General features: G+C 43.8%; 23 protein-coding genes. 9 read left to right on the top strand and 14 right to left on the bottom strand.

Going from position 1 to position 25959, the window contains the following annotated elements; translation table 11 throughout:
- Positions 1-89 precede the first annotated feature (89 nt).
- The 9 genes from AXF23_RS03915 to AXF23_RS03875 all read right to left on the bottom strand — a co-directional run bounded on the left by AXF23_RS03915 (position 90) and on the right by AXF23_RS03875 (position 11380).
- Positions 90-1007, bottom strand: coding sequence for a dihydrodipicolinate synthase family protein (locus AXF23_RS03915; protein WP_107624369.1), 918 nt, complete (start codon positions 1005-1007; stop codon positions 90-92).
- Positions 1008-1105: 98 nt separating this feature from the next.
- Positions 1106-2332, bottom strand: coding sequence for an MFS transporter (locus AXF23_RS03910; RefSeq protein ID WP_107625787.1), 1227 nt, complete (start codon positions 2330-2332; stop codon positions 1106-1108).
- A gap of 209 nt (positions 2333-2541) precedes the next feature.
- Entirely contained in the window at positions 2542-3618 is a 1077-nt protein-coding gene (locus tag AXF23_RS03905; protein ID WP_107624368.1) for a cyclically-permuted mutarotase family protein, read from the bottom strand.
- Positions 3619-3925: 307 nt separating this feature from the next.
- Positions 3926-4258, bottom strand: a complete 333-nt coding sequence (locus AXF23_RS03900) for a cupin domain-containing protein (protein ID WP_089366729.1) — start codon at positions 4256-4258, stop codon at positions 3926-3928.
- Positions 4259-4418: 160 nt separating this feature from the next.
- Positions 4419-7679, bottom strand: a complete 3261-nt coding sequence (locus AXF23_RS03895; RefSeq protein ID WP_107624367.1) for a TonB-dependent receptor — start codon at positions 7677-7679, stop codon at positions 4419-4421.
- 380 nt (positions 7680-8059) lie between these two features.
- A complete protein-coding gene (locus AXF23_RS03890; RefSeq protein WP_107624366.1) occupies positions 8060-8794 on the bottom strand; it encodes an RsmE family RNA methyltransferase in 735 nt (244 codons plus the stop codon).
- 78 nt (positions 8795-8872) lie between these two features.
- Positions 8873-9421 (bottom strand): bifunctional nuclease domain-containing protein, encoded by a 549-nt coding sequence (locus AXF23_RS03885; protein ID WP_009012172.1) that lies wholly within the window; start codon positions 9419-9421, stop codon positions 8873-8875.
- Positions 9422-9447: 26 nt separating this feature from the next.
- Complete coding sequence (locus tag AXF23_RS03880) at positions 9448-10710, bottom strand: MFS transporter (protein ID WP_107624365.1); 1263 nt, start codon at positions 10708-10710, stop codon at positions 9448-9450.
- A 73-nt stretch (positions 10711-10783) separates the two neighbouring features.
- Entirely contained in the window at positions 10784-11380 is a 597-nt protein-coding gene (locus AXF23_RS03875) for a DUF3256 family protein (RefSeq protein ID WP_107624364.1), read from the bottom strand.
- Positions 11381-11549: 169 nt separating this feature from the next.
- Between AXF23_RS03875 and AXF23_RS03870 the strand changes: the two genes are divergently transcribed.
- Positions 11550-12068: a zinc ribbon domain-containing protein gene (locus AXF23_RS03870; RefSeq protein WP_107624363.1), complete on the top strand. Its 519-nt coding sequence runs from the start codon at positions 11550-11552 to the stop codon at positions 12066-12068.
- Complete coding sequence (locus AXF23_RS03865; protein WP_107624362.1) at positions 12068-12391, top strand: hypothetical protein; 324 nt, start codon at positions 12068-12070, stop codon at positions 12389-12391. Before AXF23_RS03870 ends, AXF23_RS03865 begins: the two co-directional genes overlap by 1 nt.
- 139 nt (positions 12392-12530) lie before the next feature.
- Here the strand turns inward: AXF23_RS03865 and tsaA are convergent, their stop codons facing one another.
- A complete protein-coding gene (gene tsaA, locus AXF23_RS03860; RefSeq protein WP_107624361.1) occupies positions 12531-13193 on the bottom strand; it encodes a tRNA (N6-threonylcarbamoyladenosine(37)-N6)-methyltransferase TrmO in 663 nt (220 codons plus the stop codon).
- 84 nt (positions 13194-13277) lie between these two features.
- Between tsaA and AXF23_RS03855 the strand changes: the two genes are divergently transcribed.
- Positions 13278-15266, top strand: a complete 1989-nt coding sequence (locus AXF23_RS03855; protein WP_009012178.1) for an OPT family oligopeptide transporter — start codon at positions 13278-13280, stop codon at positions 15264-15266.
- Positions 15267-15596: 330 nt separating this feature from the next.
- Here AXF23_RS03855 and AXF23_RS03850 read toward each other — a convergent pair whose 3' ends face one another.
- On the bottom strand, positions 15597-16241 hold the full coding sequence (locus AXF23_RS03850; RefSeq protein WP_107624360.1) for a helix-turn-helix transcriptional regulator: 645 nt from the start codon (positions 16239-16241) through the stop codon (positions 15597-15599).
- Between the two features lie 112 nt (positions 16242-16353).
- On the opposite strand from AXF23_RS03850, the gene AXF23_RS03845 reads away from it, so the two are divergent.
- From AXF23_RS03845 to AXF23_RS03825, 5 genes are all read left to right on the top strand, one after another.
- Positions 16354-17823, top strand: coding sequence for an alkaline phosphatase family protein (locus tag AXF23_RS03845; protein WP_107624359.1), 1470 nt, complete (start codon positions 16354-16356; stop codon positions 17821-17823).
- Positions 17824-17903: 80 nt separating this feature from the next.
- Positions 17904-18518, top strand: coding sequence for a deoxynucleoside kinase (locus AXF23_RS03840; protein ID WP_042856257.1), 615 nt, complete (start codon positions 17904-17906; stop codon positions 18516-18518).
- A 166-nt stretch (positions 18519-18684) separates the two neighbouring features.
- On the top strand, positions 18685-19305 hold the full coding sequence (locus AXF23_RS03835; RefSeq protein ID WP_009012182.1) for a deoxynucleoside kinase: 621 nt from the start codon (positions 18685-18687) through the stop codon (positions 19303-19305).
- Positions 19306-19418: 113 nt separating this feature from the next.
- Positions 19419-20351 (top strand): thioredoxin-disulfide reductase, encoded by a 933-nt coding sequence (gene trxB, locus AXF23_RS03830; RefSeq protein WP_013265243.1) that lies wholly within the window; start codon positions 19419-19421, stop codon positions 20349-20351.
- Between the two features lie 109 nt (positions 20352-20460).
- The gene (locus tag AXF23_RS03825; RefSeq protein WP_107624358.1) at positions 20461-21564 is read left to right on the top strand and encodes a bifunctional methionine sulfoxide reductase B/A protein; all 1104 of its coding nucleotides are present in this window, start codon (positions 20461-20463) and stop codon (positions 21562-21564) included.
- Between the two features lie 331 nt (positions 21565-21895).
- On the opposite strand, the gene AXF23_RS03820 is transcribed toward AXF23_RS03825, so the two are convergent.
- The 3 genes from AXF23_RS03820 to AXF23_RS03810 form a co-directional block, all read right to left on the bottom strand.
- Complete coding sequence (locus tag AXF23_RS03820) at positions 21896-22882, bottom strand: N-acetylmuramoyl-L-alanine amidase-like domain-containing protein (protein ID WP_107624357.1); 987 nt, start codon at positions 22880-22882, stop codon at positions 21896-21898.
- Positions 22883-22948: 66 nt separating this feature from the next.
- Entirely contained in the window at positions 22949-24154 is a 1206-nt protein-coding gene (locus tag AXF23_RS03815; protein WP_107624356.1) for a DUF4421 domain-containing protein, read from the bottom strand.
- A 41-nt stretch (positions 24155-24195) separates the two neighbouring features.
- Complete coding sequence (locus AXF23_RS03810; protein ID WP_107624355.1) at positions 24196-25179, bottom strand: Gfo/Idh/MocA family protein; 984 nt, start codon at positions 25177-25179, stop codon at positions 24196-24198.
- 177 nt (positions 25180-25356) lie between these two features.
- On the opposite strand from AXF23_RS03810, the gene yihA reads away from it, so the two are divergent.
- Positions 25357-25956, top strand: a complete 600-nt coding sequence (gene yihA / locus AXF23_RS03805) for a ribosome biogenesis GTP-binding protein YihA/YsxC (protein ID WP_009012188.1) — start codon at positions 25357-25359, stop codon at positions 25954-25956.
- The last annotated feature ends 3 nt before the right edge of the window (positions 25957-25959 follow it).

Here is a 25959-nt window from a genome sequence, read left to right as displayed (position 1 = left end):
AAAACAGCCCAATATTTCCCACTCCCCCAACAAGTTAATTGACATTAAAAGGGGAGAAGAAAGGGAAATATTGGGCTGTATTGTGTTTGTTAGAACTTATTGCAACGCTCGAAGAAACCGATTTCTTCAAGTTCCTTCTTCATCCGCACCTCTTCTTCATCCATCATATTCTGGAATGGAACACGGTTAGGACCAAGGTCGAAGCCCATCAACTTCATAATACGCTTACCTCCAACGATATTGCCACGGAAGTGACAAATGACGTTGATAACCTCCTGTGAGAAATTCTGCTTCTCTCGAGCGGTCTCGATGTCACCCTTGTTCCATGCCTCGATGATACCTGTCAGCTCACGACCATTATAATTGGTTGTACCACCGATACCACCTTTAGCACCGCCTTGAGCAAGACTTGGGAGGATAGTCTCGTCCTGTCCGTGTAGCATATCAAACTTTCCATCCTTGTAAAGACGGCATTGATTATACTCATAGAGGCTCTCGAAGGTGTATTTGATGCCTGCGAAGTTAGGAATACGACCATCGACAGCCTTCAAGAGGTCGAGCATTGGTAAGAAAGCACCATTGAAGGCAGGGATGTGATAATAGTAGAATGGAAGTGAAGGAGCCGCTGCTGCTATTGTCTCACAATATTTCACTAACTCCTCAATACGCCCAATCTTTGGGAATGGAGGTGCCATAGCACCAATGCCCCATGCACCTATCTTCGCTGCATGTTCGGCCAATCGCACACTCTCACGCAGGCAGCAACTACCCACGTGCACAATGACCTTGAAGCCTTCTGGGGCTACCTCTATCCAGCGTTCAGCCAACTGCATGCGCTCTTCTGTGGTAAGCATGTAGCCTTCACCAGATGAACCATTAATGAAAACTCCCTTCAATCCGTTCTTTTGCAGCATTGCTGCATAAGCCTCTATAGGCTCAAGATTGACATCGCCATTAGCATAGAATGGCGTGAACGGTGCGTCAATTAATCCGATAATCTTTTCCATAAACATTGTTGCCCTCCACCTTTATTCCTCAAAGAAGGGGATTTCATGCGTGGGAGAGGCGATTATATGTGATAATAATAAGCAATTATAAACATTTCTTACTCCATGTTGTCGGTTGTTGGTCGTAGGCAAGAGAGCTGTAAGACCAGTGCTAACACAACAATACCACCTAAGATGGCAAAGCCAAGACCGAGGTCACCTCCATCCGTCCACTTGCCCAACACCTGTGTAACAGCAGCTCCCGCAAACACGCCCGTCATGTTCATAATGCCATAGGCAGTACTGCGATACTTCGAAGAAATGAACTGACAGAGGATTGGCATATTGTTGGCATCAAACATACCATAGCCAATACCAAAGCATAAACCTGCTCCGACAACTGACACAAGACTATGGCCGAAACCCAAGAACATAAGTGCCGGAACAGTAAGACCGAGTCCTATCGCACTGGTATAGATACGTCCGCGTAAGTTACGCTGTACCCAACGGTCGGAAATAATACCACCCATGATAACACCGATGAACGATGACACGGCGATTGTTATCGTTGACATTGGTCCTGCACTTGACATAGGAATATCCAAGCTATTGGCAAACAGCGTTGGCAACCAGTTCTTTGTAGCCCAACCAGGAAGACTTGGTACGGCAAAGTAGAAGAGGATCACCCAGAAAGCCCATGTCGAGAAGACAACCGACAGACCACGGAATGGATTCTTGTTAGCTTTCGGTTCGTCATGTGAAATTGCTTTCTGTCCGTGCTTAGGATTCTCCTTTAAGAAGAGAAGTAATACTACTGAATAAACAATACCGATGATACCAAACCAATGGAAAGCGGCATGCCATGAGAACATCGCTGCCAAGGTTGCACCAAAACCACCGACAGCCTGACCTACATAGAGGCCTGTCATGTGAATACCAATAGCCAATGAGCGTGACTTCCCCTCATGCCAATCGGCAATAAGGGACAGTGCTGCAGGAATATAAAGTGCTTCGCTGATGCCCATGAAGGCTCGAAGCCAATAAAGCTGGTCGAAACTCTCTGCATAACCCATAAGATAAGTCACGGCAGACCACACGAAGATACTACCTACAACAAGCCACTTACGATTGACACGGTCGGCTATAATACCCGCAAAGGGGCTCACCAGTCCGTAAATCCACAAGAAGACGGCCATCAAAGCACCGAATGCTTCTGCGTGATTGAGTTCTGCAATATCAACTTTCATAGCTTCCTGCATCGTCGACAACATCTGTCGATCCATGTAATTCAGCAGGGCTACAAACCAAAGAAGGGCAACCAATACCCAAGGATAGTATTTTTTCATAAGAAGATTACTGCCCGCTCCCACCTCTCTATCCCTTATCATGGGCAATAGTCGATTGTTTTTGGGATGTGATGGGCGATTAATAAATTATTGAAAATCCTTTATAACTCCCTTTCTGTAAGGGTAATATCTAACCATTATGACTAATAATAGACATCTTTTCAAGTCTTGTCTCTATACTCTTCTCTAAGAAGAAAGAACCAAAGGCATCAGCGTTTCGGATACTTCACAACCTTATTACTGCGCACTCTTGGCTTTAACTCGCCACCAATCACGTACAAGCCATGATGGGTCTGGGCTAAGGCAGCACCAGCACGTGCCGTTTCCGAACTCTTATAGAGCACCTTCCAGCCCGCTTTATCATAGTATAAGGTGTAGGGATTAAAGTGATACCACTCGATAGGGTGACTCAGATAATCGGGTTGAGGATGATTGACAGCCGACAAGAACACGTCTTTATTAACACCTCCCATGACCAAGAGCTGGTCGCTACACAGGTTGATAGCTGCGCCGCCACCTACGAATAGCGGTTGATTCATATCGTCCTTCGGTCCTTCAACTACCTGCCATTCATCTGTTGTCTCGTCATATATGCATCCATCCATCGCCAATTTCGCTTCTTCACCATTCCCTGCTGGAGCAAAGCCACCGAAGAGACAGAAGTGATTATCACCCATACTACCAGCTACAGGCTGTACGCGTACCATACCAGGGAACGGTTTTACGTCTTGCCATCCAGCTGAAAGATTATCTAAATCAAGGCGTAACACACGATTGGAAGCCTTACCGTCCATCGCTCCTCCTGCTATATAAAGGTGTCTACCGACCAAGGCTCCCGCCATATTGTCAGCTGTGCAGGGTAGAGATGGGAGGGTTAACACCTCGGCTTTACCGTCAACAATCTTTACACGATAGACTTTTCCACAACTGCCATCGTTGTTCATTCCGCCTACGACAATTATACTGTTATCGTATGTTACCGTGACACCATAACCCAAAGGCTCAGGAAGCATGCCAACCAACCTCCAATTCAGCTGGTCGCCATCGTCAGTTGTGGTAGCATAAATACCACGATAATAAACCTTCTTACTATCGGGAGCCAACGTATTCACAGGGAAGTTACATCCACCAGCCATAACAAGTTGGTCATCAATCCTACCTGCATAACAGGCAGACACACCCTGTTCGATACCCACCTCATCGGTAGGAAAGCCACGCATCACCATTAGGCTATCGGCATCAGAAGCATTTGCACCCAATCCCGTCAATAAAGTTATCGTTGTCATTATTAGGTTTTTAATTCTCATCGTTTTAGGTTGAATCATTGCTTGGGTTACCCCTTCCTTACTATAAAACAACTACATCATTGCTTTTACTTATGCTTAACACATAAAATCAATACTGTATTCTTTCCTCCTACAAGCCCCATACTGACGGCTTACACCAATCTTTCTGAGAGGGTAATCGCCCACTTTCAGACTCCACTTACCCATCAATTACGAATTATTATCACGAGAGGAAGAATTTATTTTCATGAAAGAAAATATTTATTGTCATGAAGAAAAATATTTTTTTCATGAAAATAATTCGAGCTTAACGTAATGTTGGGACAATAGCAAGGTAGATTACGTCATGATCGGTACGGTTCTCGAACCAATGGAAGTGACCTTCTGGACAATAATGAAGCTGCCCCACCCTTGCAATCTCGGTCTTGTCATCATAATGAACAGTCAGTTCACCACTGATAACATACATTGCTTCAAACGAGCCAACATGCTGGTGCTTCCCACTACATGCTCCCGGACGCAAAGTAGAGTACATGATACGAGCCTTATCATCCACAAAAGCACGCACATCTAACTTACCCTCACCTCCTTTGAAGCCTTCAATATGCTCTTCCGCAATCTTGTCAAAATCAATAATCATAATGTATGGTTTTTTATTCGTATATGAAGATAGTGCAAAAAGACGCTATGAGCGTTCACTCACAGATTGTCTGATGCTGTCTATCAAGCGCAAAGGTAAGAAAAAAAGCAGAGACCCCGACAGGAGTTCTCTGCTTTTTTATATAGTTTTACCTTACAGATTAGAATGTATAACGTAATCCGATCTGACCACGCCAACGGCTGTAGTAGTCGTTATAGTTACGTGTTGCATAACCACCTGTGAACTGATAACGACCGTTTCTCTGGTAGTTAACAGGGCTATAGTAGACACCGAAGCCGTCACCATAGGTGTGACCCCAGTCCTTATTCAAGAGGTTACCAACATTGATGATATCGAAGCTCAACTCAAGAGAGTTAATCTGACCAGCCACCTTGAAGCTATATTTCTGTGCAAAATGTACATCAAAGTGATGTTCGAACGCCAAGTTATCAGCGTAACGCTTGTAGAATTCACCACGATGCTTCTTCATGTAAGAGTCATTACCAATCCAATGCTTCATCATCGCACGCTGCATATCAGCCGTCAACTTAGGAGCTGTGAAGCCAGCCCCAAATACTGCGTTAGTAAGAGCATTAGCTGAGAAGTTCGTCTCCTCGAACTGCATCTTATCAATCTGCGCATCTGTAGGAATGAAGAAGAGGTCGTTACCGTTCGCACCATCCTCGTTAACGTCACCATAATAGTAGATACTATATGGAGAACCACTCTTAGCTTGATAGATAATACCCACTGTTGTCTGCCATTGCTTCTGTGCTCCATAGTTTACATGATAGTAAGCAGAAGCCTGAATGCGGTGAGGAATGTTATAAGCAGAGTTGCCCAACTCTGGGTCGTTAGGGTTACGATAAGTATAATTAAATCTCCAGTTGCTCTCAGCAACAGATGATCCACCATTGTTCACACTCATTGACTTTGTCCAAGTGTAGCTTGCCATCAAGTCAAGACCGAAGTCGAAATGCTTCTCTCCCTTCAAACTCAAGTTTACTGTGTAACCCTTTGAGGTGTTGCTAAGCTTATAGACATTTGTATATGGACTACCTGCAGTCACCTTAGAAAAGAGTGGACGATTGTCTTCTACTGGTACGCCAGCACTGCCATAGACCTCTCCTAAAGTTCTACCTGTCTGTTCGTAAGCAAGGTTCTCATACAGAATATCATTCATCGTCTTTGAGTAGATAGCCTCAGCTGTCCAGTTGATACCCAACACATCGAAGTCGAAACCGAGGTTGAAACGGAGGTTCTGCGCATACTTAAAGTTATGGTCATAGACGTTGATAGTCTGACTTCCTAATGCTTTCAGCTTATTTGCATTTGCTTCCTGACCATTAGGATTGAGCAAAAGTTCCAATCCTGTTGGAGAGTTAACATTGAATGATGATACCTGAATACCTGTGTTAGCATAGTTATTACTAATCCAAACGAATGGGATACGACCTGTGAACACACCAACACCACCACGGAGAATATATCTACGGTCCTTGTTGATGTCCCAACGGAAACCTACACGTGGACTCCAAAGAGGCGTACTTGCTAAACGCTGGTTGGTCTTTACGTTCCAACCCTTGGTGTCAGCATACTGAGCAAAAGGCTCATTAGCGGTAGGAGTGTCTATGATGATAGGGATATCCATACGCAAACCGTAGGTCAACTGAAAGTTAGTTGTTGCATCCCACTTGTCCTGTGCATAGAAACTTAACTGTGCTGCACCAAACGAAGACTCCCAGCGTGGGTCGCCTGTTACGTCTACATTAGCATGACCGTAACGGTATAGATTGATATAAGACTTCCTTGGGTCGATAGTTCCATTTACATAGTCATTATAGTAGTTGACGAAAGAGTCATAGTTCTTAAAGGTGTAACTACCGAAGAGATCTTGAAGGAAAAGGTTTGTAAACTTATACAATTCGTTGTGAGTACCGAATGTAAAGGTGTGATTACCCTTATACCATGTCAGGTTATCCTCAAGTGTATAGATGTCTTGATCCAAGCGGTTGGCCATAGAAGAACGCTCGATACCTAAGTTCACTGCGCCACCACCTACATTATTAATAGTAACGTTTGGATACTCACCACTGATAGCACGGTTGTCTCTTACACGTACATAGCTGGCACGAGCCTCATTGGCTACAGATGGAGAGAGGCGACTCTGCAACTCAGCTATGAATGAATTGGTTGTGCTTTCGAATGGGAAAGCATAGCTACTACCGTTGATTGATGTGCGTGAACCAGCATTATTCAACTGCACAGCGTCAACAAGACTCCAACGCAAAGAGGCTTTATTGGTCTCATTGATGTTCCAATCGAGTTTCAAACCGACCTTGTTACTCTTCGTATAGATGTCACTGGTGGAGAGAGCTATTGGGAAATTAACTCCTTGACGATTAGCGATGTCAGCTATCTTCTCCAAGATATCCTTTGCCTTCACAGCATCAACAGCTGACTGCTCAGAGCCTAATGTGTAAAGGTTAGGATAGGTCTTGTTGGTCTTCTCATAGTTAGCAAAGAAGAATAACTTATCTTTGATAATCGGACCACCTAAGGTTACACCTACATTATACTCGTTCTGCTTGTTGAACTTTGGTGCATAACCACCATCAGCGAGCGGATACTTTGAGCCAACTAAGTTCTGGTTGTTACCGAAACCATAGACACTACCATGGAAGACATTGGTTCCACTCTTAGTAATAGCATTAATAGCACCACCTGTGAAACCGCCTTGACGAACGTCGAAAGGTGCTACGTTTACCTGAATCTGCTCAATCGTCTCCATTGAAACAGGCTGCGCACCAGCTCTACCACCGTTCGTTCCATCACCAGAAAGACCGAAAACGTCGTTGTTGGCAGCACCATCAATCATGAAAGAGTTGTAACGGTTGCTTGTTCCAGCAAATGACATAGCACCGCTGTTTGTCGTTGTCAGCTGTGGATTAAGTCGTGCAACATCGGCAATACCATGGGTGATACTTGGCATATCAGCAATCTGCTTAGAGTTGATACTCTGTGCTGCACCAGTCTTGGTGGCGTTGACACCTGCACTACCCTTTACTACAACCTCTTGAAGTTCCTTGCTATCATCTTCGAGAGAACAAGAGAGATCCTCCGTCTCGCCCAATCGGAGCATCACATTATCAAAAGTCTTTGTCTTCTGACCGATGTAAGCTACAGTCACTTTGTACGGACCTCCGACACGCATACCTTGTATAGTATAGCGGCCATCGATGTTCGTTACAGCACGGTAAATGGTCCCAGAGGGTTGGTGAGTCGCTGTGATGGTAGCACCAATAACATCTTCACCTTGAGACATTACCTTACCACTGATTCCTGAAGTTGTAATCTGTGCCATGACAGTAGTTGTCATTGCAAGCAACAACGTAATCAAGAAAAGTAATCTTTTCTGCATAGTTTAGCTAAATAATTAATTATAAACAATAATGTTATTTAAATGTATCTGCAAAATTAAGCATTTTTTCTGATACTTACACGGGTGAGCAACGAAAAAAAACGATTTGATTGCGTACGATAAACATTTTCTCATATAACCTGATAATTGGTGTTCTTTTACCTACTACTTGTCTTATTATATATCTATTAATGCTCTTAAAAGACGGTGTTATCCTTTCTCTGCTTTAGTCCATTGACTTAGCCCACCGTTTGGAGAGACTACCCACCTATTGTAAGGACGCTTAGCACCAATGAAGCTAAATATGAAAAGTGTTATTACTCATACTCATCTTTGGACATATTCAGCATCAACGCTACCCTTATACACACAAAAACAGCTTACACTCTACGTGCAAGCTGCGACATCATAACGGCACTAAGGCCTGCAGTCTCTGTGCGTAAACGGCTGTTACCCAGTGTTACACTCTCAAAGCCATGCGCCAAAGCGTAGCGAACCTCATCAATAGAGAAATCGCCTTCTGGGCCTACCAACACCGTAATATCCTCTCCTGACAAAGACGATTCATCGTTCGAGATAGCGGTAAAGAAGTCTGTTCGTGCTATTTCCGGATAACAATGACAAATATACTTACGTCCGTGATTAGAGCAGTTCTCTATGAAATGATGAAAAGGAGACATCTCGTTTACAGTTGGTTTCCACCCTTTTCGACTCTGTTTTACGGCAGAGATAATGATTTTCTCTATCCTATCCGTACGCAAAGTCTTACGTTCAGAGAACTTACAGTCTAAGAAGCTTATCTCATCAAAACCTATCTCTGTTGCCTTTTCAGCCATCCACTCCACGCGTCCCATATCCTTTGTAGGGGCAATGGCAAGGTGGATTTTCCCACGCCAACAGGTCTCTTGCTTTAGTGTCTGTCGAATGGCATATAGGCATTTCTTGGCTGTTGCTAATGTTACCTCTGCTTGATAGAAGTATCCCTCACCATCCATAAGGAAGAGCTCGTCCCCTTCCTTCAGTCTTAACACACGTGTGGCATGCACAGCTTCCTCAGCAGGTAAGGCTGTTTCCACAGCTGCGTTAGGGACGTAAAAATATCTTGCTTCTTTCATTCTTTAGGTTTATTACATCTTCTTCCTTGGTAAGTACGCACACTATCAGGCTAATACACACATAACACACACTGCTTATCAAGAGAGTTTCGAGCGTTTCTTCATCTCATCTCTAAGCATAGAAGCCAACTCATAGTTCTCGTCTTCTATTGCTTTCTCTAATGCATGATGTAGCATCTCGACACTAAGTGCATTCACGGGTAGGGCTATCTTATTCTGACTCTTACCACTGTCAACACTCTGTCGATTGAAGAGATGCTCCTCCATAAAGATGTTTAACTTAGCTATCTGTGCCAGTAAAACAGCATCAGAGGCTCGAATAGGCGTAAGTGTCAGGTCATCCTTGTTCACTAACAAAGCTTTATACTGTCCATCAACAATAGAGTTAAAGAGTATCTCATAATGCTCGCTGGTCATCAATGGGTTGATATTACAAAGTACTTCAGGCAGGAATCGTTCTGTGATAGACTTTTCTCCTGATCGTAAACCAAGTTCATACTCCATGTGATGGTCGCATACAATAGCTATCTGCCTTGTCTGTGAGAGATTAGACAAGAGGAGAAGCCCTAACTCCGGACCTCCGACAATCTGCGACATACCTACATATACCAGTTGAACCTTACTCATTTACTCCACATCTTAACGGTGAGCTATTATGCTTTCTTTGGTCGGAAGATAACAGCAAACAAGACTCCTACGACAAAGGCATAGCCTGCGAAGATGAACCAACATGCCTGCCAGTCACCAACAGTCAGTGTGTCCGAACCCACAACCTGCGGATGTGTATAAGCATTAACAATGGCTTGAGCAGCTAATGTACCCACTGTTGCACCCACACCATTGGTCATCAACATAAACAAACCTTGTGCTGAAGAGCGGAGTGCAGGCTCCGTACTATTATCAACGAACAGTGAACCCGATATATTAAAGAAGTCGAAAGCTACACCATATACTATCATTGAGAGTACAAACATCAAGATACCAGGGAAGCCAGGATTACCTACACCAAACAAGCCGAAGCGCAATACCCATGCAAACATCGCTATCAACATCACATTCTTGATGCCATAATGACGCATGAAGAAGGGGATTAGGAGGATACAACAAGTCTCACTAACCTGCGAAAGACTAATCAGAATGTTAGCATGCTGTACTCCAAAGGAATTAACAAACTCTGGTTGAGCTCCGAAACTAAAGAGGAATGGATTCGCAAAGCTATTCGTTATCTGAAGACTCACACCCAACAACATAGAGAAGATAAAGAAGATTGCCATCTTCTTCTCCTTGAATAAGGCGAAAGCACGTAATCCAAAGGCATCCACAAAACTCTTTTGTTCTGTGCCTTTACTTACCGCACACTTAGGTAAGGTGAATGTATAAAGGAAGAGAATGATGCTTACTACACCAGAGGTAATAAACTGGTTCTGGTTACTCTGAAAGCCTAAGAGGTCGACTAACCACATAGTTAGGATAAAACCAATCGTACCGAACACTCGTATCGGTGGGAAGGCTTTCACCGTGTCCATGCCTGCATTGCTCAAAGCACTGTATGCAACAGAGTTTGAGAGAGCTAATGTTGGCATATAGAAAGCAACCGAAAGCGAATAAAGAGTGAAGATAGTAGAGAACTCAGCATGCTCGCCAATACTCAAGCCGTAGCCTGCTGTGGCAAACATAAACAGACCTGCAAGCAGGTGACAAAAGCCCAACAGACGCTGAGCAGGTACCCAACGGTCGGCTACAATACCCATCACAGCAGGCATAAAGATTGACACCACACCCTGCATTGAGTAGAAATAGCCAATCTCAGGACCAATACCTATATTACCAAGATAGCGACCCATAGAGGTCAAATAAGCTCCCCACACTGCGAACTCCAAGAAGTTCATCAATGCCAAACGTACCTTCAAATTCATGCTATAAGCTATTATTTATGACCACAAAAGTAGTGATTTTATCAGAAACTGCCAAATGTGCTATTGTTTTTTACTATTGAAACGCCCCGCCAGTCCAGTTCAGTGTCTGTGGCTTTAGTATGTCTTCGACCCGTTTTACATCTTTCTTTGATAGCAGAGGATAGGTCCAACTCACTGATAATGAGTTATTATCAGCTGACAGATGATACTCTTTCATACGAGGGAACAGCAAGGGCTTTAGGTCAGCAAAGTCTTCATCACTCATTGCATTAGGCTTTACAATATTCTCTTTATAGGCCACAACGACCTTTTTAGGCTGCCATTGAAGATTATAAAAACTCAACTTACTCTCTGCGGCAGGTCCCATCCACGTCTGAGCCAAGGCCAGTGTGTTATTATCCAACAACTTAATCTCCAATCGCATAGCCTTATTTGCATTCACCAAAAGGTAGTCCTTCGTCATACGTTCAATCCTTACAGAGTCGCCAAAGCTGTTCAATACAGCTGGAACAGCCTTCATATCAATATAATCAGCCAGTTCTGTTCGTTGACTCTTACTGATATAAGGCATAACACTATCAGGCATTTCTATCCACACCTCACGCAGGCTTTGAGCAGAGCCCCCTATCCAACAAGTTAGGAAACATATAACGATTAATGTCCTTTTCATATCGAAAAAACTCCTTTAATTCTGTTTTTAATATGATTATATCTTCTCATGAAAGACCCTGCAAAGGTACAAAAAAGAAAGAAGAAACGAATAAAAAGCCAAATCGTTTTGGTCATATCTACCTTTTCTTTTACCTTTGCCGATAGAAACCAAAGCTAAAGAAAGAAATATGAGATGTCGAAATTGTAACAATGAGGTTAACGAGAAGGATAAGAACTGTCCTTATTGTAACGCACCACTACATGAAGATAATAAAGAGAACAAGAACGATGAGCCTACCTTAGGGCGTGGTATGGTTACGTTTATCATCTTAGGTACGATCTTCCTTGTAGCTTTCGGCTTTTATTATTATAGTCAACACAAGAACGACCCAGAATATACACAGACGGCTATCGAGCCTGACTCTAACTTAGCCGACAATAATAAGGCTAAGTTCGACACTGTTGTTAAAGACACGACAGCCAATGATTCTACCGACAAACAGGAAGAGGAGCAAGCTGAGAAGGTGTTTAATAGTATTCGAAGAAGTAACCATTCAAGGCGAAGAAGCAGTAGCAACAACGCTTCTTCAGGTAGTTCTGATGGACAGAGCAGCACCTCCGAGTCATCTTCAGGTGCTTCTTCAGACCCACAACCTATCGCCCCTGCAACTTCTAAGCCGCGTGTAGAGTCAATTGAGACCGATTAATGAAGATTATCCGAACAAAGTATTTCCCTCCCAAGAATTATGATGCCATCAACATTCTTGGGCTTCTTTTTGTCCATCCTGGCGTTAGACTAACGAAAGAACTCATCAACCACGAGCGTATCCACACACGTCAGATGATGGAGATGCTTATCCTACCTTTTTATATATGGTATGTCATCGAGTGGTTTATACGCTTATCCATGACAGGCCGTGCCTATATGAACTTATCCTTTGAGCGTGAGGCTTACCAGAACATGAACAACCTTAACTATCTTAATCAGCGCCGCCCCTTTGCGTGGATAAAGTATTTGAGGGAGAAATAATTGGTTATTAGGCTTATAGGCCCTATTGGCCTTATAGGGCTTATAGGCCCTATAAGCTCTATAAGAACTATTGGCCCTATTAGGCTTATTAGCCCTATTAGCCCCATAAGGCCAATAGGCCCTATAAGCCCAATAGCCCTTAATCAACCCCCATAACCTCTAACACATCCCCATCAACCCTAAACTTCACATCCTTCCCACCGAAAAGCATGCCATAGACACGTGCTGCATCATGCTGATACTGTGGACGGGGATCCTGTGAGAGCACCTCCTTTAAAGCCTCAAGATCCTCTTTATCAAACTTCTTAGAATACTCCTCTGCAATAACGACTGATAGTTCTTTCCATGCTTTCTTATCGGTAAACCCACCCTTTGCCTGTGGATGACTATCAACGTAGGAGATATATGGTTTCACATCATATATAGGTGTACCGTCCATCAAATCAGCTCCAACTACTTCAATGAGTCCGTTTGTTATACGCCTGATACGCACAGATGACAACCCAAGTCCATTAGGGCGAAAGGGCGAGCGCGTGGCAAACACCCCTAAACGTTCATTCCCTCCTAAGCGAGGCGGACGAACAGTTAGCTTACCATCATCGGTAGAATTATTCGCAGAAAAGCCCCAAATCAACCATAAATAGTCAAACTCCTCCAATCCACGCAGTGCCTCCTCACGTTGGTACTGAGCCTCAAAGACAATCTTACCGACAAGGTTGTCAGCCAGTCCACTCTGCCTTGGAATACCGAACTTCGACGTCAAGGGAGAACGGAAATAAGCGATAGGTTTAATTTCTTTCATACCGACAAAGATAATATTTTATGCTGAATTGGTACAAGATAAACGATTTTTATTTATCTTTGCAAGCAAATAATACTATCAACAATGGAAAATAAAGCGAATCAAAACATCGACCTTCCTGAGAATGCCTTTAGGGAGTTGAAAGATGGCGAAGAGTATAAACCAGTCATGTCGCCACAGGAGTCGTATCGTGAAGTAAGTCCTTGGTCTATCACATGGGGTATCCTTATGGCGGTCTTATTCTCTGCTGCCGCTGCATATCTTGGTTTGAAGGTAGGACAAGTGTTTGAGGCTGCTATCCCAATAGCCATCATCGCCATTGGTGTATCGTCTGCTACAAAGCGTAAGAATGCCTTAGGAGAGAATGTTATCATACAGAGCATCGGTGCTTGCTCAGGTGCTGTCGTTGCGGGAGGTATCTTTGTTATGCCTGCCATCTACATGCTCGACCTACAAGCCGACTTCTTTAAGATTTTCATTGCGGCAGCCTTAGGCGGCGTATTGGGTATTCTCTTTTTGATTCCCTTCCGTAAGTACTTTGTGAAAGACCAGCATGGTAAGTATCCATTCCCCGAGGCCACGGCCACAACCCAAGTTCTTGTGAGTGGCGAGAAGGGCGGAAGTCAAGCCAAGCCCCTCCTCCTTGCCGGTCTTGTAGGCGGTCTCTACGATTTCATTGTGGCCACCTTTGGTTGGTGGAATGAGAATGTAACGAGTCGTATGATAGGTTTTGGCGAGACGATAGCAGACAAGGCTAAACTCGTTTTCAAGGTCAACACTGGCGCTGCAGTCCTTGGTCTTGGTTATATCATCGGTCTTAAATATGCCTTCATCATCTGTGTTGGTTCGTTAACGGTATGGTGGCTCATTGTACCAGGAATGGCACTCATCTTTCCAGATACAGTCCTTAACCAGTGGGACCCATCTATCACTACAGCCGTAGGACAGATGGCTCCAGAGGTTATCTTCAAGTCTTACGCTCGCTCAATCGGTATTGGCGGCATCGCTATGTCGGGTATTATCGGTATCGTGAAATCATGGGGTATCATCAAAGGTGCCGTAGGTTTGGCCGCACGAGAGATGAAAGGGAAAGGTAGTGGACAGGACGAGGTACTCCGTACACAGCGTGACATCTCATTTAAGATTATTGCCTTCGGAAGTATTGCAACGCTCCTTATCACCTTCCTCTTCTTCTATTTTGGTGTGATGAACTTCAACTTATTGCATGCAGTAGTGGGTATTCTCCTCGTTACTATCATTGCTTTCCTCTTTACAACAGTGGCAGCTAATGCCATTGCAATCGTTGGAAGCAACCCTGTATCAGGTATGACGCTGATGACACTTATCCTTGCTTCTGTCGTCATGGTGGCTGTTGGACTGAAAGGGAACGCTGGTATGTTGGCAGCCTTACTGATGGGTGGCGTTGTATGTACGGCCCTCTCTATGGCAGGCTCGTTCATTACCGACTTAAAGATAGGCTATTGGCTTGGTACAACACCTAAGAAACAAGAGACATGGAAGTTCCTTGGCACAATTATCTCGGCTGCCACTGTGGCCGGTGTGATGATTGTCTTGGATAAGACCTACGGCTTCAACTCTGGTAAGTTGGCCGCTCCTCAAGCAAACGCAATGGCTGCTGTGATCAAGCCATTGATGAGTGGACAGGGTGCACCTTGGGTTCTCTATGGCATCGGAGCAATTATTGCCCTCGTACTCGACCGCTGCAAAGTGCCTGCCTTAGCTTTTGCGCTGGGTATGTTCATACCTTTAGAGCTGAACATCCCGCTCTTAGTGGGCGGCGCAGTCAACTGGTACGTGACAACTCGCTCTAAGAACGAAGCTATCAACAAGGCACGTGGCGACAAGGGAACGCTCTTAGCATCAGGCTTCATCGCTGGTGGTGCATTGATGGGAGTTGTTTCTGCCCTACTGAAATTCGGTGGCATCGAGGTAGACTACTCTTCATGGTGGGAGAATCACCTCTCCGAACTGCTCTCCCTCGTGGCTTACGCTGCTTTAATTCTTTACTTTATCCTTGCTACCAAACTATCTAAGAAGGAGTTACCAGAGTAAAGATAGCACTTAATATTGGGTTATAACGACCTCTGAAAGAGCCGTATCAGCACATTGAAAGGTGTTGATACGGCTCTTTTTTATGTTTCGATTAGCCACACATGTAAGTTATCAGCAGAGTAAACAACCTTTCGTTAGTGATTTTTCTTCATGAACAAAAAGATTTACTTTCATGAAAAAAAATATTTCTTGTCGTGAAGAAAAATATTTTTTTTCATGAAAATAATTCGAGAAACACGGTTTGGTGGTAGAATAAAGACTATTTTCTAACGCAAACAAAAGCCTTTGAAGCGATACAAAAAACAGTCATGTCGTATCTTTCACTTGTCCTTAAATATAATACTCAGCGGCATCCACGAGTCCAGAACGCATCGCATAGCGGATAGCTTCATGCACATTATTCACCCCTAACTTACGAAAGATGTTCTTTCTATGTGTGTTGACAGTATGGAAGGATGAGAAACGCTTCTCTGCTATCTCACGTGTTGTCTGTCCTAACGCAATCTCTTTTAGAATCTCGACCTCCGTCTTCGTCAAGTTGACAGACTCTTTTTCTTGTGTGAGCTTTGGTTCTAAAAGAATATTCGTAGCATGCTGACAGAGGAAACGCTGCCCACGGAGGACATAGTCAAGACACTGTTCTATCTCTATCATCTTCGCATCCTTCATAAGAACACTAATCCGACTGCTTGCATTGACAAGGTTGCGAATGAAGTCGGCACTTAACTCTTCGCTCCACAAGATGAGATGTGACAACGGGAAACGCTGTCCGATGATAAGGAGATCGGACTCGCTGGAGATGTCAAACAGCGTATAATCTAATATTACAATCGCTTCGGGACAGCCACTCAACAGCCGAATCAGTTCTGCCTTACTACCTGCTATATCACACGATATACCCTTCATCTTAGAAAGCACATAGATCATCCCAGCACGAGTGATGTCTTGATTGTCGGCGACGATAATATTCTGCATAATTCTTGTTTGTCTTTAATATCCTTCCATCACGTGCAAAAGTAGGCAAAAAAGTCGAGAAATTGAAAAAAAAATCGTAAGTTTGCAACATAATTTAAGTACATGACCTAAAATGAAGAAACTGCTTTTTCTCGTAGCTGGCTTGCTGATTGCAGCAGCTACGTATGCTCAAGTACAACGACCAAAGCTGGTTGTTGGGCTTGTTGTCGACCAGATGCGTTGGGATTACCTATACTATTACAACGATGAGTATGGTAATGACGGACTGAAAAGACTGCTCAACCAAGGTTTCTCCTTTGAGAACACACATATCAACTATGCGCCAACAGTGACGGCTATCGGCCACAGTTCGGTCTATACAGGCTCTATCCCAGCCTTTACAGGTATTGCTGGTAACTACTTCTATCAGAACGACAAGAGTGTTTACTGCTGTGAAGATAATACGGTGAAGAGCGTCGGTTCTGATAGTAAAGAGGGCCAGATGAGTCCCCGTCGTATGCTTACCTCTACGATTGGAGACGAACTTCAAGTGGCAACAGACTTCCGTTCAAAGGTGATTGGTGTGGCGCTGAAGGACCGTGCCTCCATCCTTCCTGCTGGTCATGCAGCCGATGCGGCTTACTGGTGGGACACCTCAGCAGGCCATTTCGTGTCATCTACCTTCTATATGGACAAACTTCCACAGTGGGTAGAGGACTTCAATGCAAAAAACCACACGGCTCCTAATTTCGATATCAAAGGTTCGACTCAGGGCGTTACGATGACTTTCAAGATGGCAGAGGCTGCATTGAAGAATGAAAAACTTGGTAAAGGAAAGGAGACAGACATGCTTACAATAAGCGTATCGTCAACCGACATCATCGGACATCGCTTCTCTACACGTGGAAAAGAGAACCATGAAGTCTACATGCAGTTGGATAAAGACTTAGCATGGTTCCTTAAGGTGCTTGATAAAGAGGTAGGTGAAGGCAACTATCTCCTCTTCCTTACAGCCGACCATGGTGCTGCCCACAACTATAACTATATGCGAGAACATCGTATTCCAGCTGGTGGATGGGATTATAAGCAGACCGTAAAAGACCTCAACGACCATCTTCAAGGGAAGTTTGGTGTAAGTCCTGTCATGGGTGAGGATAACTATCAGTTCTATCTGAACGACTCACTCATTACTGCCGCAGGCCGTAAGAAGCAGGATATCATCGATGAGTCAGTAGAATGGTTGAAGCAAGATCCACAGTTCCTTTACGTCTTTGACGAAGAGAAGATTAGTGAGACTACAATGCCTGACGCCATTAAAGAACGTATGCAGAACGGCTATTTCCGTGGCCGTTCAGGTGAGATTGGCGTCGTAACGCGTCCTCAGTTCTTTGGAGGTAAGGACAGACCAGACTTCCGTGGGACCCAACATGGACAACCATTCCCATACGACACGCACATTCCTTTCCTACTCTTTGGATGGAACGTGAAGCATGGTGCAACCAACGTTGATACGCACATCGTTGATATTGCACCTACTGTATGTGCTATGCTACATATCCAAATGCCAAATGGATGCGTTGGTAAGGCAAGAAATCAATTCTAAATAAAAACTACTTTACGCCATCTGGCATCTTTAACGACACCTTAGAAGGGATGTTAAAGATGCCACATGGACTCTATGTTATGCACATTGCAATCGCAGGAAATATTGGTAGCGGTAAGACTACACTCACGACAATGCTCGCCAAACGCTATGGCTGGAAGCCAAGGTTTGAGTCGGTAGATTACAACCCCTACTTAGAAGACTATTATAAAGACATTAAACGCTGGTCGTTCCCTATGGAAGTGTTCTTCTTAAAGGAACGTTTTAAGGACTTACTTGAGATTAGCAGGAGTGAAGAGTCAGTGGTACAGGACCGCTCTATCTACGAGGGTGTCTACGTCTTTACGGAGAACAACTATGCCATGGGTAATCTTGACAATCGTGACTACGAGACTTATATGGAGCTATTCGAGGACATGACGGATGCTGTTCGGTTCCCCGACCTCATGATTTATCTTCGTTCATCGGTCAGCCACCTCGTCTCTAACATTGAGAAACGTGGACGAGAGTACGAGCAGAGGATGCCTTTAGACTATCTCGAGAACCTCAACAAACGTTATGAGGAGTTTATCAAAGAGAAATATAAAGGTCGTGTTCTGACGATTGATGTCGACCATCTCGACTATCAACACCGCCCGAAAGACTTTGGTTTCATTACTGACAAGATTGACAGAGAGCTTTTCGGACTTTTCTAAACACAGTCAAGAAGTATCTAACCTCCTGCTGCACGATGGTTTGCAAAGGATAAAGAGGAATAAACAAACTGACAATCAAAAACGAAATAAAAAGCCCATGACATTGATAGCTACCACCTTTCTTATAAGTGGTAGCCATGTGATAGGCCATAAGATATAACATATTATGCACATAGCAATCGCAGGAAACATCGGAGCTGGTAAGACTACACTCACCAAGATGCTCGCGAAACGTTACGGATGGAAAGCTCACTTTGAGCCAGTTGACAATAATCCGTACTTAGAAGACTATTATAACGACATGACACGGTGGTCGTTTAATTTACAAATCTATTTCCTCAACAAGCGTTTTCGTGATGTTGTAGAGATTTCACAATCAAAGGATACGATTATCCAAGACCGTACTATCTTTGAGGATGCACGTATCTTCGCTCCTAATCTCTATGACATGGGACTCATGTCAGAGCGTGACTTCAATAATTACACCGACCTCTTCGACCTGATGCTGTCCTTAGTAAAGTTGCCAGACTTGATGATCTACATCCGATGCTCTATCCCTCGCCTCATTGATCACATACAACAACGTGGGCGAGACTACGAACAAACGATGCGTATAGACTATCTTCGTGGACTTAATGAGCGTTATGAAGAGTGGATTAAGACCTACAAAGGACATCTGATGATTGTAGATGGTGACACAACAGACTTTCAAGACAACCCACAAGACTTCAAACGTGTCACCGACATGATTGATGACCGACTCTTTGGCTTGTTCCCTATGGAATAAAACAAACTGTCTCGCTTTGGCATAATATTTGTTCTGTAAAAGTTACAAAAGTATTAATCAAGCCCTTCTTTGCCGTTAATTAACACGCAGAGGGCATCATACAGTATATTAAAATGGAGAAAGTAAAAACCCTGATAATAGGTAGTGGCCCTGCAGGATACACCGCAGCAATCTACGCCGGACGTGCTAATCTGCAGCCAGTGCTCTATTCTGGTCTTCAACCGGGTGGTCAGTTGACCACCACAACCATTGTAGAAAACTTCCCAGGTTTCCACGAAGGAATCGATGCTAACCAACTCATGTCAGAGATGCGTGAGCAGGCTAAGCTCTATGGTGCCGACCTTCGCGATGGTTCTATCGTAAAGGTAGACCTCAGCAGTCGTCCATTCCACCTCGAAGATGAGCGTGGCAATCAGATTGAAGCTGAGACAGTAATCATCGCAACAGGTGCAAGTGCAAAGTACTTGGGCTTACCTGATGAGGAGAAATACCGTGGTCAGGGTGTGAGTGCATGTGCTACTTGCGACGGTTTCTTCTATCGTAAGCGCACCGTAGCTGTTGTTGGTGGTGGTGACACTGCTTGCGAAGAGGCTATGTATCTCTCTGGTTTGGCAAATAAGGTCTATATGATTGTACGTAAACCTCAGTTGCGTGCAGCAGAGATTATGCGTAAGCGTGTGACAGAGAAGGAGAATATTGAGATTCTTTACAATACCAATACACTCGGTCTCTTTGGTGAAGACGGTGTAGAGGGTGCACATTTGGTACGCTTTAAGGGTGAGGAGAACGAGGAAAAATTCGATATTAACATCGATGGTTTCTTCTTGGCTATTGGTCACACTCCTAACACCGACCTCTTCAAAGGTCAGTTAGAGATGGACGACCACGGCTTCATCATCACCAAACCAAAGTCTACAGCAACCAATATTGAGGGTGTTTATGCAGCAGGTGACGTGGCAGACCCAACCTATCGTCAGGGTGTCGTAGCAGCTGGTACAGGTGCAATGGCAGCTATTGAGGTTGACCGTTTCTTGCAGAAGCAGTAAACAAAACAAATATAAAGAAGGGTGTTTCAGAATCCAGCAAATTGGATTTTGACGCACCCTTTATTATCTCTTGCTTTTTTATTAATCACATTTATAAACACAACAAACTATGCGTAACATTTTATCCATATTGTGCACACTGATTCTTCCGACCATTGTTGAAGCTGCCTCTTGTGGCTTACTGATGGCAGGAACAGCATCTTGCACAAACAAGACCAAGACAGCTATGACACAAACTGATTCTATCATCGCTCCTAAGACGAAATTCACACGTCCTGACGATGCTACCTTACGAAAGATGCTTACTCCCGAACAGTATGCTGTAACACAGCAGGCTGCCACCGAACGACCTTTCACCAACGAGTATGATCATGAGTTCAGAGAGGGTATCTATGTAGATGTCACAACGGGAGAACCGCTTTTCTCTTCTACTGATAAGTTCGATTCTGGCTGCGGATGGCCTGCCTTCTCTAAGCCAATCGACATGAAAGTCGTTACAAATCATACTGATACATCACATGGTATGGTACGTACAGAGGTGAGGAGTAGGACTGGTAAGGCACATCTTGGACACGTCTTCGATGACGGACCAGCATCGACAGGAGGAAAGAGATATTGTATCAACAGTGCTTCGTTGCGCTTCATCCCACTTAAAGAGATGAAGGCTAAGGGCTACGGAGCCTATATAAACTTAGTAAGACCAATGAAAGAAATATATGTAGCAGGTGGTTGCTTCTGGGGAACAGAGCACTATCTCAAACAGATAGAAGGCGTTACAGCTACCGAAGTGGGCTATGCCAATGGTATTATCAAGAACCCAACGTATGAGGAGGTATGCACAGATAAGACACAGTTTGCCGAGGCTGTGCACATTACCTACGACCCTAAAGTTATCAGCTTGGAGTTCTTACTGGGCTTATACTTTAAGTCTATCGACCCAACAAGTGTAAACAAGCAGGGTAATGACCGTGGTAGTCAGTATAGAACAGGTGTTTATTACACCGACCCAGCCGACCTCCCCACTATCAAGAAGGTGTTTGAAGAGGAGCAGAAGCAGATTAATGGTAAGATAGCCGTTGAGGTTAAACCTCTTAAAAACTTCTATACTGCAGAAGAATACCACCAAGACTATCTTGATAAAAACCCCACTGGCTATTGCCATCTACCAGCTGCTCTCTTTGAGTATGCCCGCAAAGCCAAGATGAAGAAATAAGTATATGCTCTGACAGAACCATCCGCTCTCTGTCAGAGCATCTTTTATTGATAACGATTTGATAAGCTTAAGCGAAGGAGTCTACCTTATAGAATACACTTAGAAACGGCTCTTACCTTGTCTCTCAACGACCTTTAGTAATGGTATTAAGCCGCCGCACGACTTGTGTTAAGCCTCTGAACAACTTGTATTAAACCTCTACACAACTTGCGTTAATCCTCCTCACGAGTATATAAGAGGACAAGGCGGGATCCTTATAAGTATGGTTTGCATTTTAAGATACGGATGTCAAGCTCATATATAGATGTAGCTTATCAGCCAATAAAGGCTTTTATTGAATACGAACGACACGTATTCCAAGGTTAGCAGGACGAGCCATCATATAGTTATAAAGCGTCTCTAAGGGATCAACCACCCTATTTCCGTTCTTCTTAAGATTAGAGGCATTCATGAGGTGGAGGCCATCCTTGTGCCATATAGCAAATCCAAGATGTGTTGTATCGAGCTCTCGTTTACTCGTGACAATCGCAAGGATGTCACCATCACGAACTACCTCACGCAGGAGCTTACTGTTATTGAGTAGGCTCTTAGGGATATAACGGACACTTGTACCATTGCTTGCATCTTCTAACTTCTTAAGTTCTGCAACACGCTCAGGGCTGTTCTTCAACATATCATACAGTCTTGCATTCTGGCTCATATAGTTGATTTTCAACGTCTGAATAGCTGTGAAAGGTGGAATTGGGCTATCTATCTCTTTCACAAAACCCATGCGCTCGTTATCTTCCAACCACCAATGGAAATAGTGTAGACGGTTTACATAACTCATCTTACCACCTCGATAGCGCACTTGTTCTAACTGATGTACATAGTTCGCAAAGCCAGTTTCACCTCTTTTCGCACAAAGCGCAAGGGCGGTAACAGCCTCAACGTACGTCGTACAGTCTAATCCATGAAGATTAATAACCAGCTTTTCATCCTCGTTCTTATCTAAGGTGTGCGCTACGTATGGCACCCCTATAAACTTTCGTGCAATCTTAATAACAAGCTCTTCGTTGGTGAGTTGTTGTCGTTGTGGCGCAAACTCTCGCAACAACTGACAAACCAGTGCACTGTCACTCTTCGTATAACGATCAATATATGACGGTAGGGTGTTAGCCTGTTCAGTAGGAGCTGCGCTTGAGACAGCCGTTCTCTCCTGTCGAACCATCACTGTAGTGTCTGCTGCACCATGCCCCTTTCCTTTCTGTTCAGGCTTCGCACCACAAGCAGAGAAGGCAAAGAGCGCTGTTAAAATAAGCAAGTATTTTAGTGTCATAACAATCTTTTCTAATGATAACCACAAACTATTATTAGGCTACAAACAACCCTATAATATAGAGAACTATGTTCCCTTTTTCCTTCCAAAGTTAAATCCAGCATAGACATTAATACTACCAAAGAAGTTATTAGTAGAGAAGTTGCTCCGTCGATAGTTATAAGCATGAAGGATAGTACTCATCCCTGCATACCATCTGCTATTGTTCCATACCACACCAAAGCGTCCGATGCCATCGATATTGATATTATTAAACTTAAAGTCACTGATAGAGAAGCTTCGATGAGTTACGTCTCCCGAACTTCGTTTGTATGCCAGTGCTAAGGAGACAGAGCCTGCCAAGACCCAGTTACGGGCAAAAACCCAGTTATAAGCATAGCCACCACTAACAGAGACATCCGTGTACTTCACCTCACTGAACATCAGTGTACTATCAATCGGACTACTTGAGACACGATTACCAAGTCGTTCTTTGATGACATCATTTAGTTCGTTCCAATCGACAGTTAAGGTATGCTGTGTATAACCAATGCCCAACAAAGGACTACCAGCAGAGCGACGTTGTATCGTACTCTGGCTGAATGCTGCCGGATAAGAGAACCGACGATGATTAAAGATATAATATAGATTGAAGCCTTTAATGGTCGACGTCAGTCCACCAAAGTTCGTTCCACGTATTGGTTCAGTGTCTATATTCTTCCCAAGATACAACTGTCTAATTTTATAATCATTACCCGTTTTACGATAATAGATATCCAGTCCGAGCATTGAACTATATAAACTTAAATCATACTCTTGCCGAGGATTGTTATTCCTATGCCAGAAGTCCAAGTGTTTTATGTCCAGTGTGTAACCCAGAAATATCCATCGCCAACCGAAATAAGGCCCTATACGCACCGTAGCCTCAGGTGCGAAGGTTATGCTTTGTTCGCTTGAACTACTCAAACGGTACACCTCGTACGTGTTAGTATTCTGTATCATAAAAGCGAAGTTATACTTCTGAGGCTCAATATATGACGTATCAATCTCGTTGAAACGCTGTAGAAAGCTACCGCCCTTAGCAGCTTTTTCTTTTGACAAGACTGATGGCTCTGTACTACGCATCCATCGCACAGTGTCTGTGGGCTGCTTAATAGGGAGTCTCTCTCCACTGTCCTTTCCCACAATAACACTATCGGTAATAACCGTAGAGGACAGCGCATACGTCTTTGTTCCTCCCAATAACAATAGGAGAAGACATAGAAACAGGTAGTCGTTGATAGTTAGTTTCATGTGATTAATTAAATAGGAACAAACGCCCAGAGGGCTTTCACTTAAATTTTACCAAGTATGCGGTCCATCACCCAATTAGTAGGTGTTGCGCTGATGCTCGTACAATCGCAGGCACCATAGCCTTGCATATCCTCGATAACAGACTTAATAATAGGGAGTTGGACGTAAGGAGGATTAGGAACCTCTATGTTTCTATCGCCCTGACTGGTGCAAAGACGGATAGGAGCATACGTATAGACAGAGAATGAAAGGCGTCCTTTCGATCCATAAACCTCGATACGGTCTTCTCGTGCACTCTCATGAGCAGCAAAGCACCAAGCACCACTACCGGTCAAGCCTGTCTCGAATCGATACACAGCATTGACTGTATCTTCAAGGGAATAAAGCCCTGCACGATTCGCTGTGTAGCCATGTGCTTTAACAATAACGCCAAACATATTCTGAAGTAGGTCGAGTTGGTGAGGCGCAAGGTCGTAGAAATAGCCGCCACCAGAGATATGCGACTGTAGTCGCCACGGCAGTTGCTCATTCTGCTTATAGTCTAAGTCACGCGGAGGGACAGCAAAACGCACCTGTACAGTAAGTATCTTACCCAATTCACCACTATCCACAATCTCTTTAACCTTCTTAAAATAAGGTAGGTAACGACGGTAATAAGCAACAAAGCATGGTATTCCCGTCTGTTCAGACACACGGTTAATACGTACGCAATCTTCGTAAGATGCGGCCAAAGGCTTCTCTATATAACAAGGTTTTCCAGCCCGCATTGCCATAATAGCAAAGGTAGCGTGAGCAGAAGGAGGTGTAGCGATATAGATGGCATTAACGTCAGGGTCGTCTACCAACGCTTGTGCATCTGTGTACCATTTACGGATACCCTGCCGTTCAGCATACGAACGAGCCTTCATCTCACTACGGCTAAATACGGCCACGACATGCGACCCCATCACCTCATTAAAGGCTGGTCCTGATTTCTTCTCAGTCACTTCACCACATCCAATAAATCCCCAGTTTATTTGTTTCATTTGTCCTTTGTTTTCTATATCCAACATCAAGAATACAAAAGATGAGTATCCCTTTTACCGTACACCGCTCTTTTATTTCTGCAAAAATACGAAAAAACTATCAACTGACCATTCTTAGCTATTAACTTTTTAGTATCTTTGCAGAAAAGCTGTTTATAACACATACACATCATTAATATGATTATCAAGAATTCAGAATTTACTATATCTTCACCATCATTGGCTAAGTGTCCTGAGGATTCAAAGGCAGAATATGCTTTTATTGGGCGTTCTAACGTGGGCAAATCAAGCCTCATCAATATGCTTTGCAACCATAAGGGATTAGCTAAGACATCAGCTAAACCCGGTAAAACCTTGCTTATCAACCATTTTATCATTAATAACGAGTGGTACTTAGTAGACCTCCCTGGCTACGGTTATGCCAAGAGTTCAAAGACAGTAAGGAACAAGTTAGAGCAGATGATAGCCCAGTATATCCTCCAACGCAAGCAGTTAGTGAACGTATTTGTGCTGATTGACATACGCCATGAACAACAGAAGATCGACCGTGAGTTCGTCGATTGGCTCGGAGAGAGTAATGTTCCTTTCTCTATTATCTTCACAAAAGCAGACAAGCTATCGCCTGCGAAGGCTAAATCAAATGCTCTGCTATGGATGAAGAAGCTACAAGACAGATGGGAGGAACTACCCCCCTATTTTATTACGTCAGCAGAGAACAAGACTGGGAAGGAAGAAGTGTTAGATTATATAGACCGAATTAACAAGACATTAGAATAGAAC

The organism is Prevotella sp. oral taxon 313 (assembly GCF_003043935.1).
Taxonomy (GTDB): domain Bacteria; phylum Bacteroidota; class Bacteroidia; order Bacteroidales; family Bacteroidaceae; genus Prevotella; species Prevotella jejuni.
Note: the sequence above shows the minus strand (reverse complement) of the source record. Positions and strands in the feature narration are given on the sequence as shown.

Bases quoted from the DNA above. Each gene is read 5' to 3' on its own strand.
- AXF23_RS03855 (WP_009012178.1), top strand. From the start codon at position 13,278: ATGGAAAATAAAGCGAATCAAAACATCGACCTTCCTGAGAATGCCTTT.
- AXF23_RS03915 (WP_107624369.1), bottom strand. From the start codon at position 1,007: ATGGAAAAGATTATCGGATTAATTGACGCACCGTTCACGCCATTCTAT.
- trxB (WP_013265243.1), top strand. From the start codon at position 19,419: ATGGAGAAAGTAAAAACCCTGATAATAGGTAGTGGCCCTGCAGGATAC.
- AXF23_RS03880 (WP_107624365.1), bottom strand. From the start codon at position 10,710: ATGAATTTGAAGGTACGTTTGGCATTGATGAACTTCTTGGAGTTCGCA.
- AXF23_RS03900 (WP_089366729.1), bottom strand. From the start codon at position 4,258: ATGATTATTGATTTTGACAAGATTGCGGAAGAGCATATTGAAGGCTTC.
- AXF23_RS03895 (WP_107624367.1), bottom strand. From the start codon at position 7,679: ATGCAGAAAAGATTACTTTTCTTGATTACGTTGTTGCTTGCAATGACA.
- AXF23_RS03840 (WP_042856257.1), top strand. From the start codon at position 17,904: ATGCACATTGCAATCGCAGGAAATATTGGTAGCGGTAAGACTACACTC.
- AXF23_RS03810 (WP_107624355.1), bottom strand. From the start codon at position 25,179: ATGAAACAAATAAACTGGGGATTTATTGGATGTGGTGAAGTGACTGAG.
- AXF23_RS03825 (WP_107624358.1), top strand. From the start codon at position 20,461: ATGCGTAACATTTTATCCATATTGTGCACACTGATTCTTCCGACCATT.
- AXF23_RS03865 (WP_107624362.1), top strand. From the start codon at position 12,068: ATGAAGATTATCCGAACAAAGTATTTCCCTCCCAAGAATTATGATGCC.
- AXF23_RS03820 (WP_107624357.1), bottom strand. From the start codon at position 22,882: ATGACACTAAAATACTTGCTTATTTTAACAGCGCTCTTTGCCTTCTCT.
- AXF23_RS03870 (WP_107624363.1), top strand. From the start codon at position 11,550: ATGAGATGTCGAAATTGTAACAATGAGGTTAACGAGAAGGATAAGAAC.
- AXF23_RS03815 (WP_107624356.1), bottom strand. From the start codon at position 24,154: ATGAAACTAACTATCAACGACTACCTGTTTCTATGTCTTCTCCTATTG.
- yihA (WP_009012188.1), top strand. From the start codon at position 25,357: ATGATTATCAAGAATTCAGAATTTACTATATCTTCACCATCATTGGCT.
- AXF23_RS03835 (WP_009012182.1), top strand. From the start codon at position 18,685: ATGCACATAGCAATCGCAGGAAACATCGGAGCTGGTAAGACTACACTC.
- AXF23_RS03875 (WP_107624364.1), bottom strand. From the start codon at position 11,380: ATGAAAAGGACATTAATCGTTATATGTTTCCTAACTTGTTGGATAGGG.
- tsaA (WP_107624361.1), bottom strand. From the start codon at position 13,193: ATGAAAGAAATTAAACCTATCGCTTATTTCCGTTCTCCCTTGACGTCG.
- AXF23_RS03910 (WP_107625787.1), bottom strand. From the start codon at position 2,332: ATGAAAAAATACTATCCTTGGGTATTGGTTGCCCTTCTTTGGTTTGTA.
- AXF23_RS03905 (WP_107624368.1), bottom strand. From the start codon at position 3,618: ATGACAACGATAACTTTATTGACGGGATTGGGTGCAAATGCTTCTGAT.
- AXF23_RS03850 (WP_107624360.1), bottom strand. From the start codon at position 16,241: ATGCAGAATATTATCGTCGCCGACAATCAAGACATCACTCGTGCTGGG.
- AXF23_RS03885 (WP_009012172.1), bottom strand. From the start codon at position 9,421: ATGAGTAAGGTTCAACTGGTATATGTAGGTATGTCGCAGATTGTCGGA.
- AXF23_RS03845 (WP_107624359.1), top strand. From the start codon at position 16,354: ATGAAGAAACTGCTTTTTCTCGTAGCTGGCTTGCTGATTGCAGCAGCT.
- AXF23_RS03890 (WP_107624366.1), bottom strand. From the start codon at position 8,794: ATGAAAGAAGCAAGATATTTTTACGTCCCTAACGCAGCTGTGGAAACA.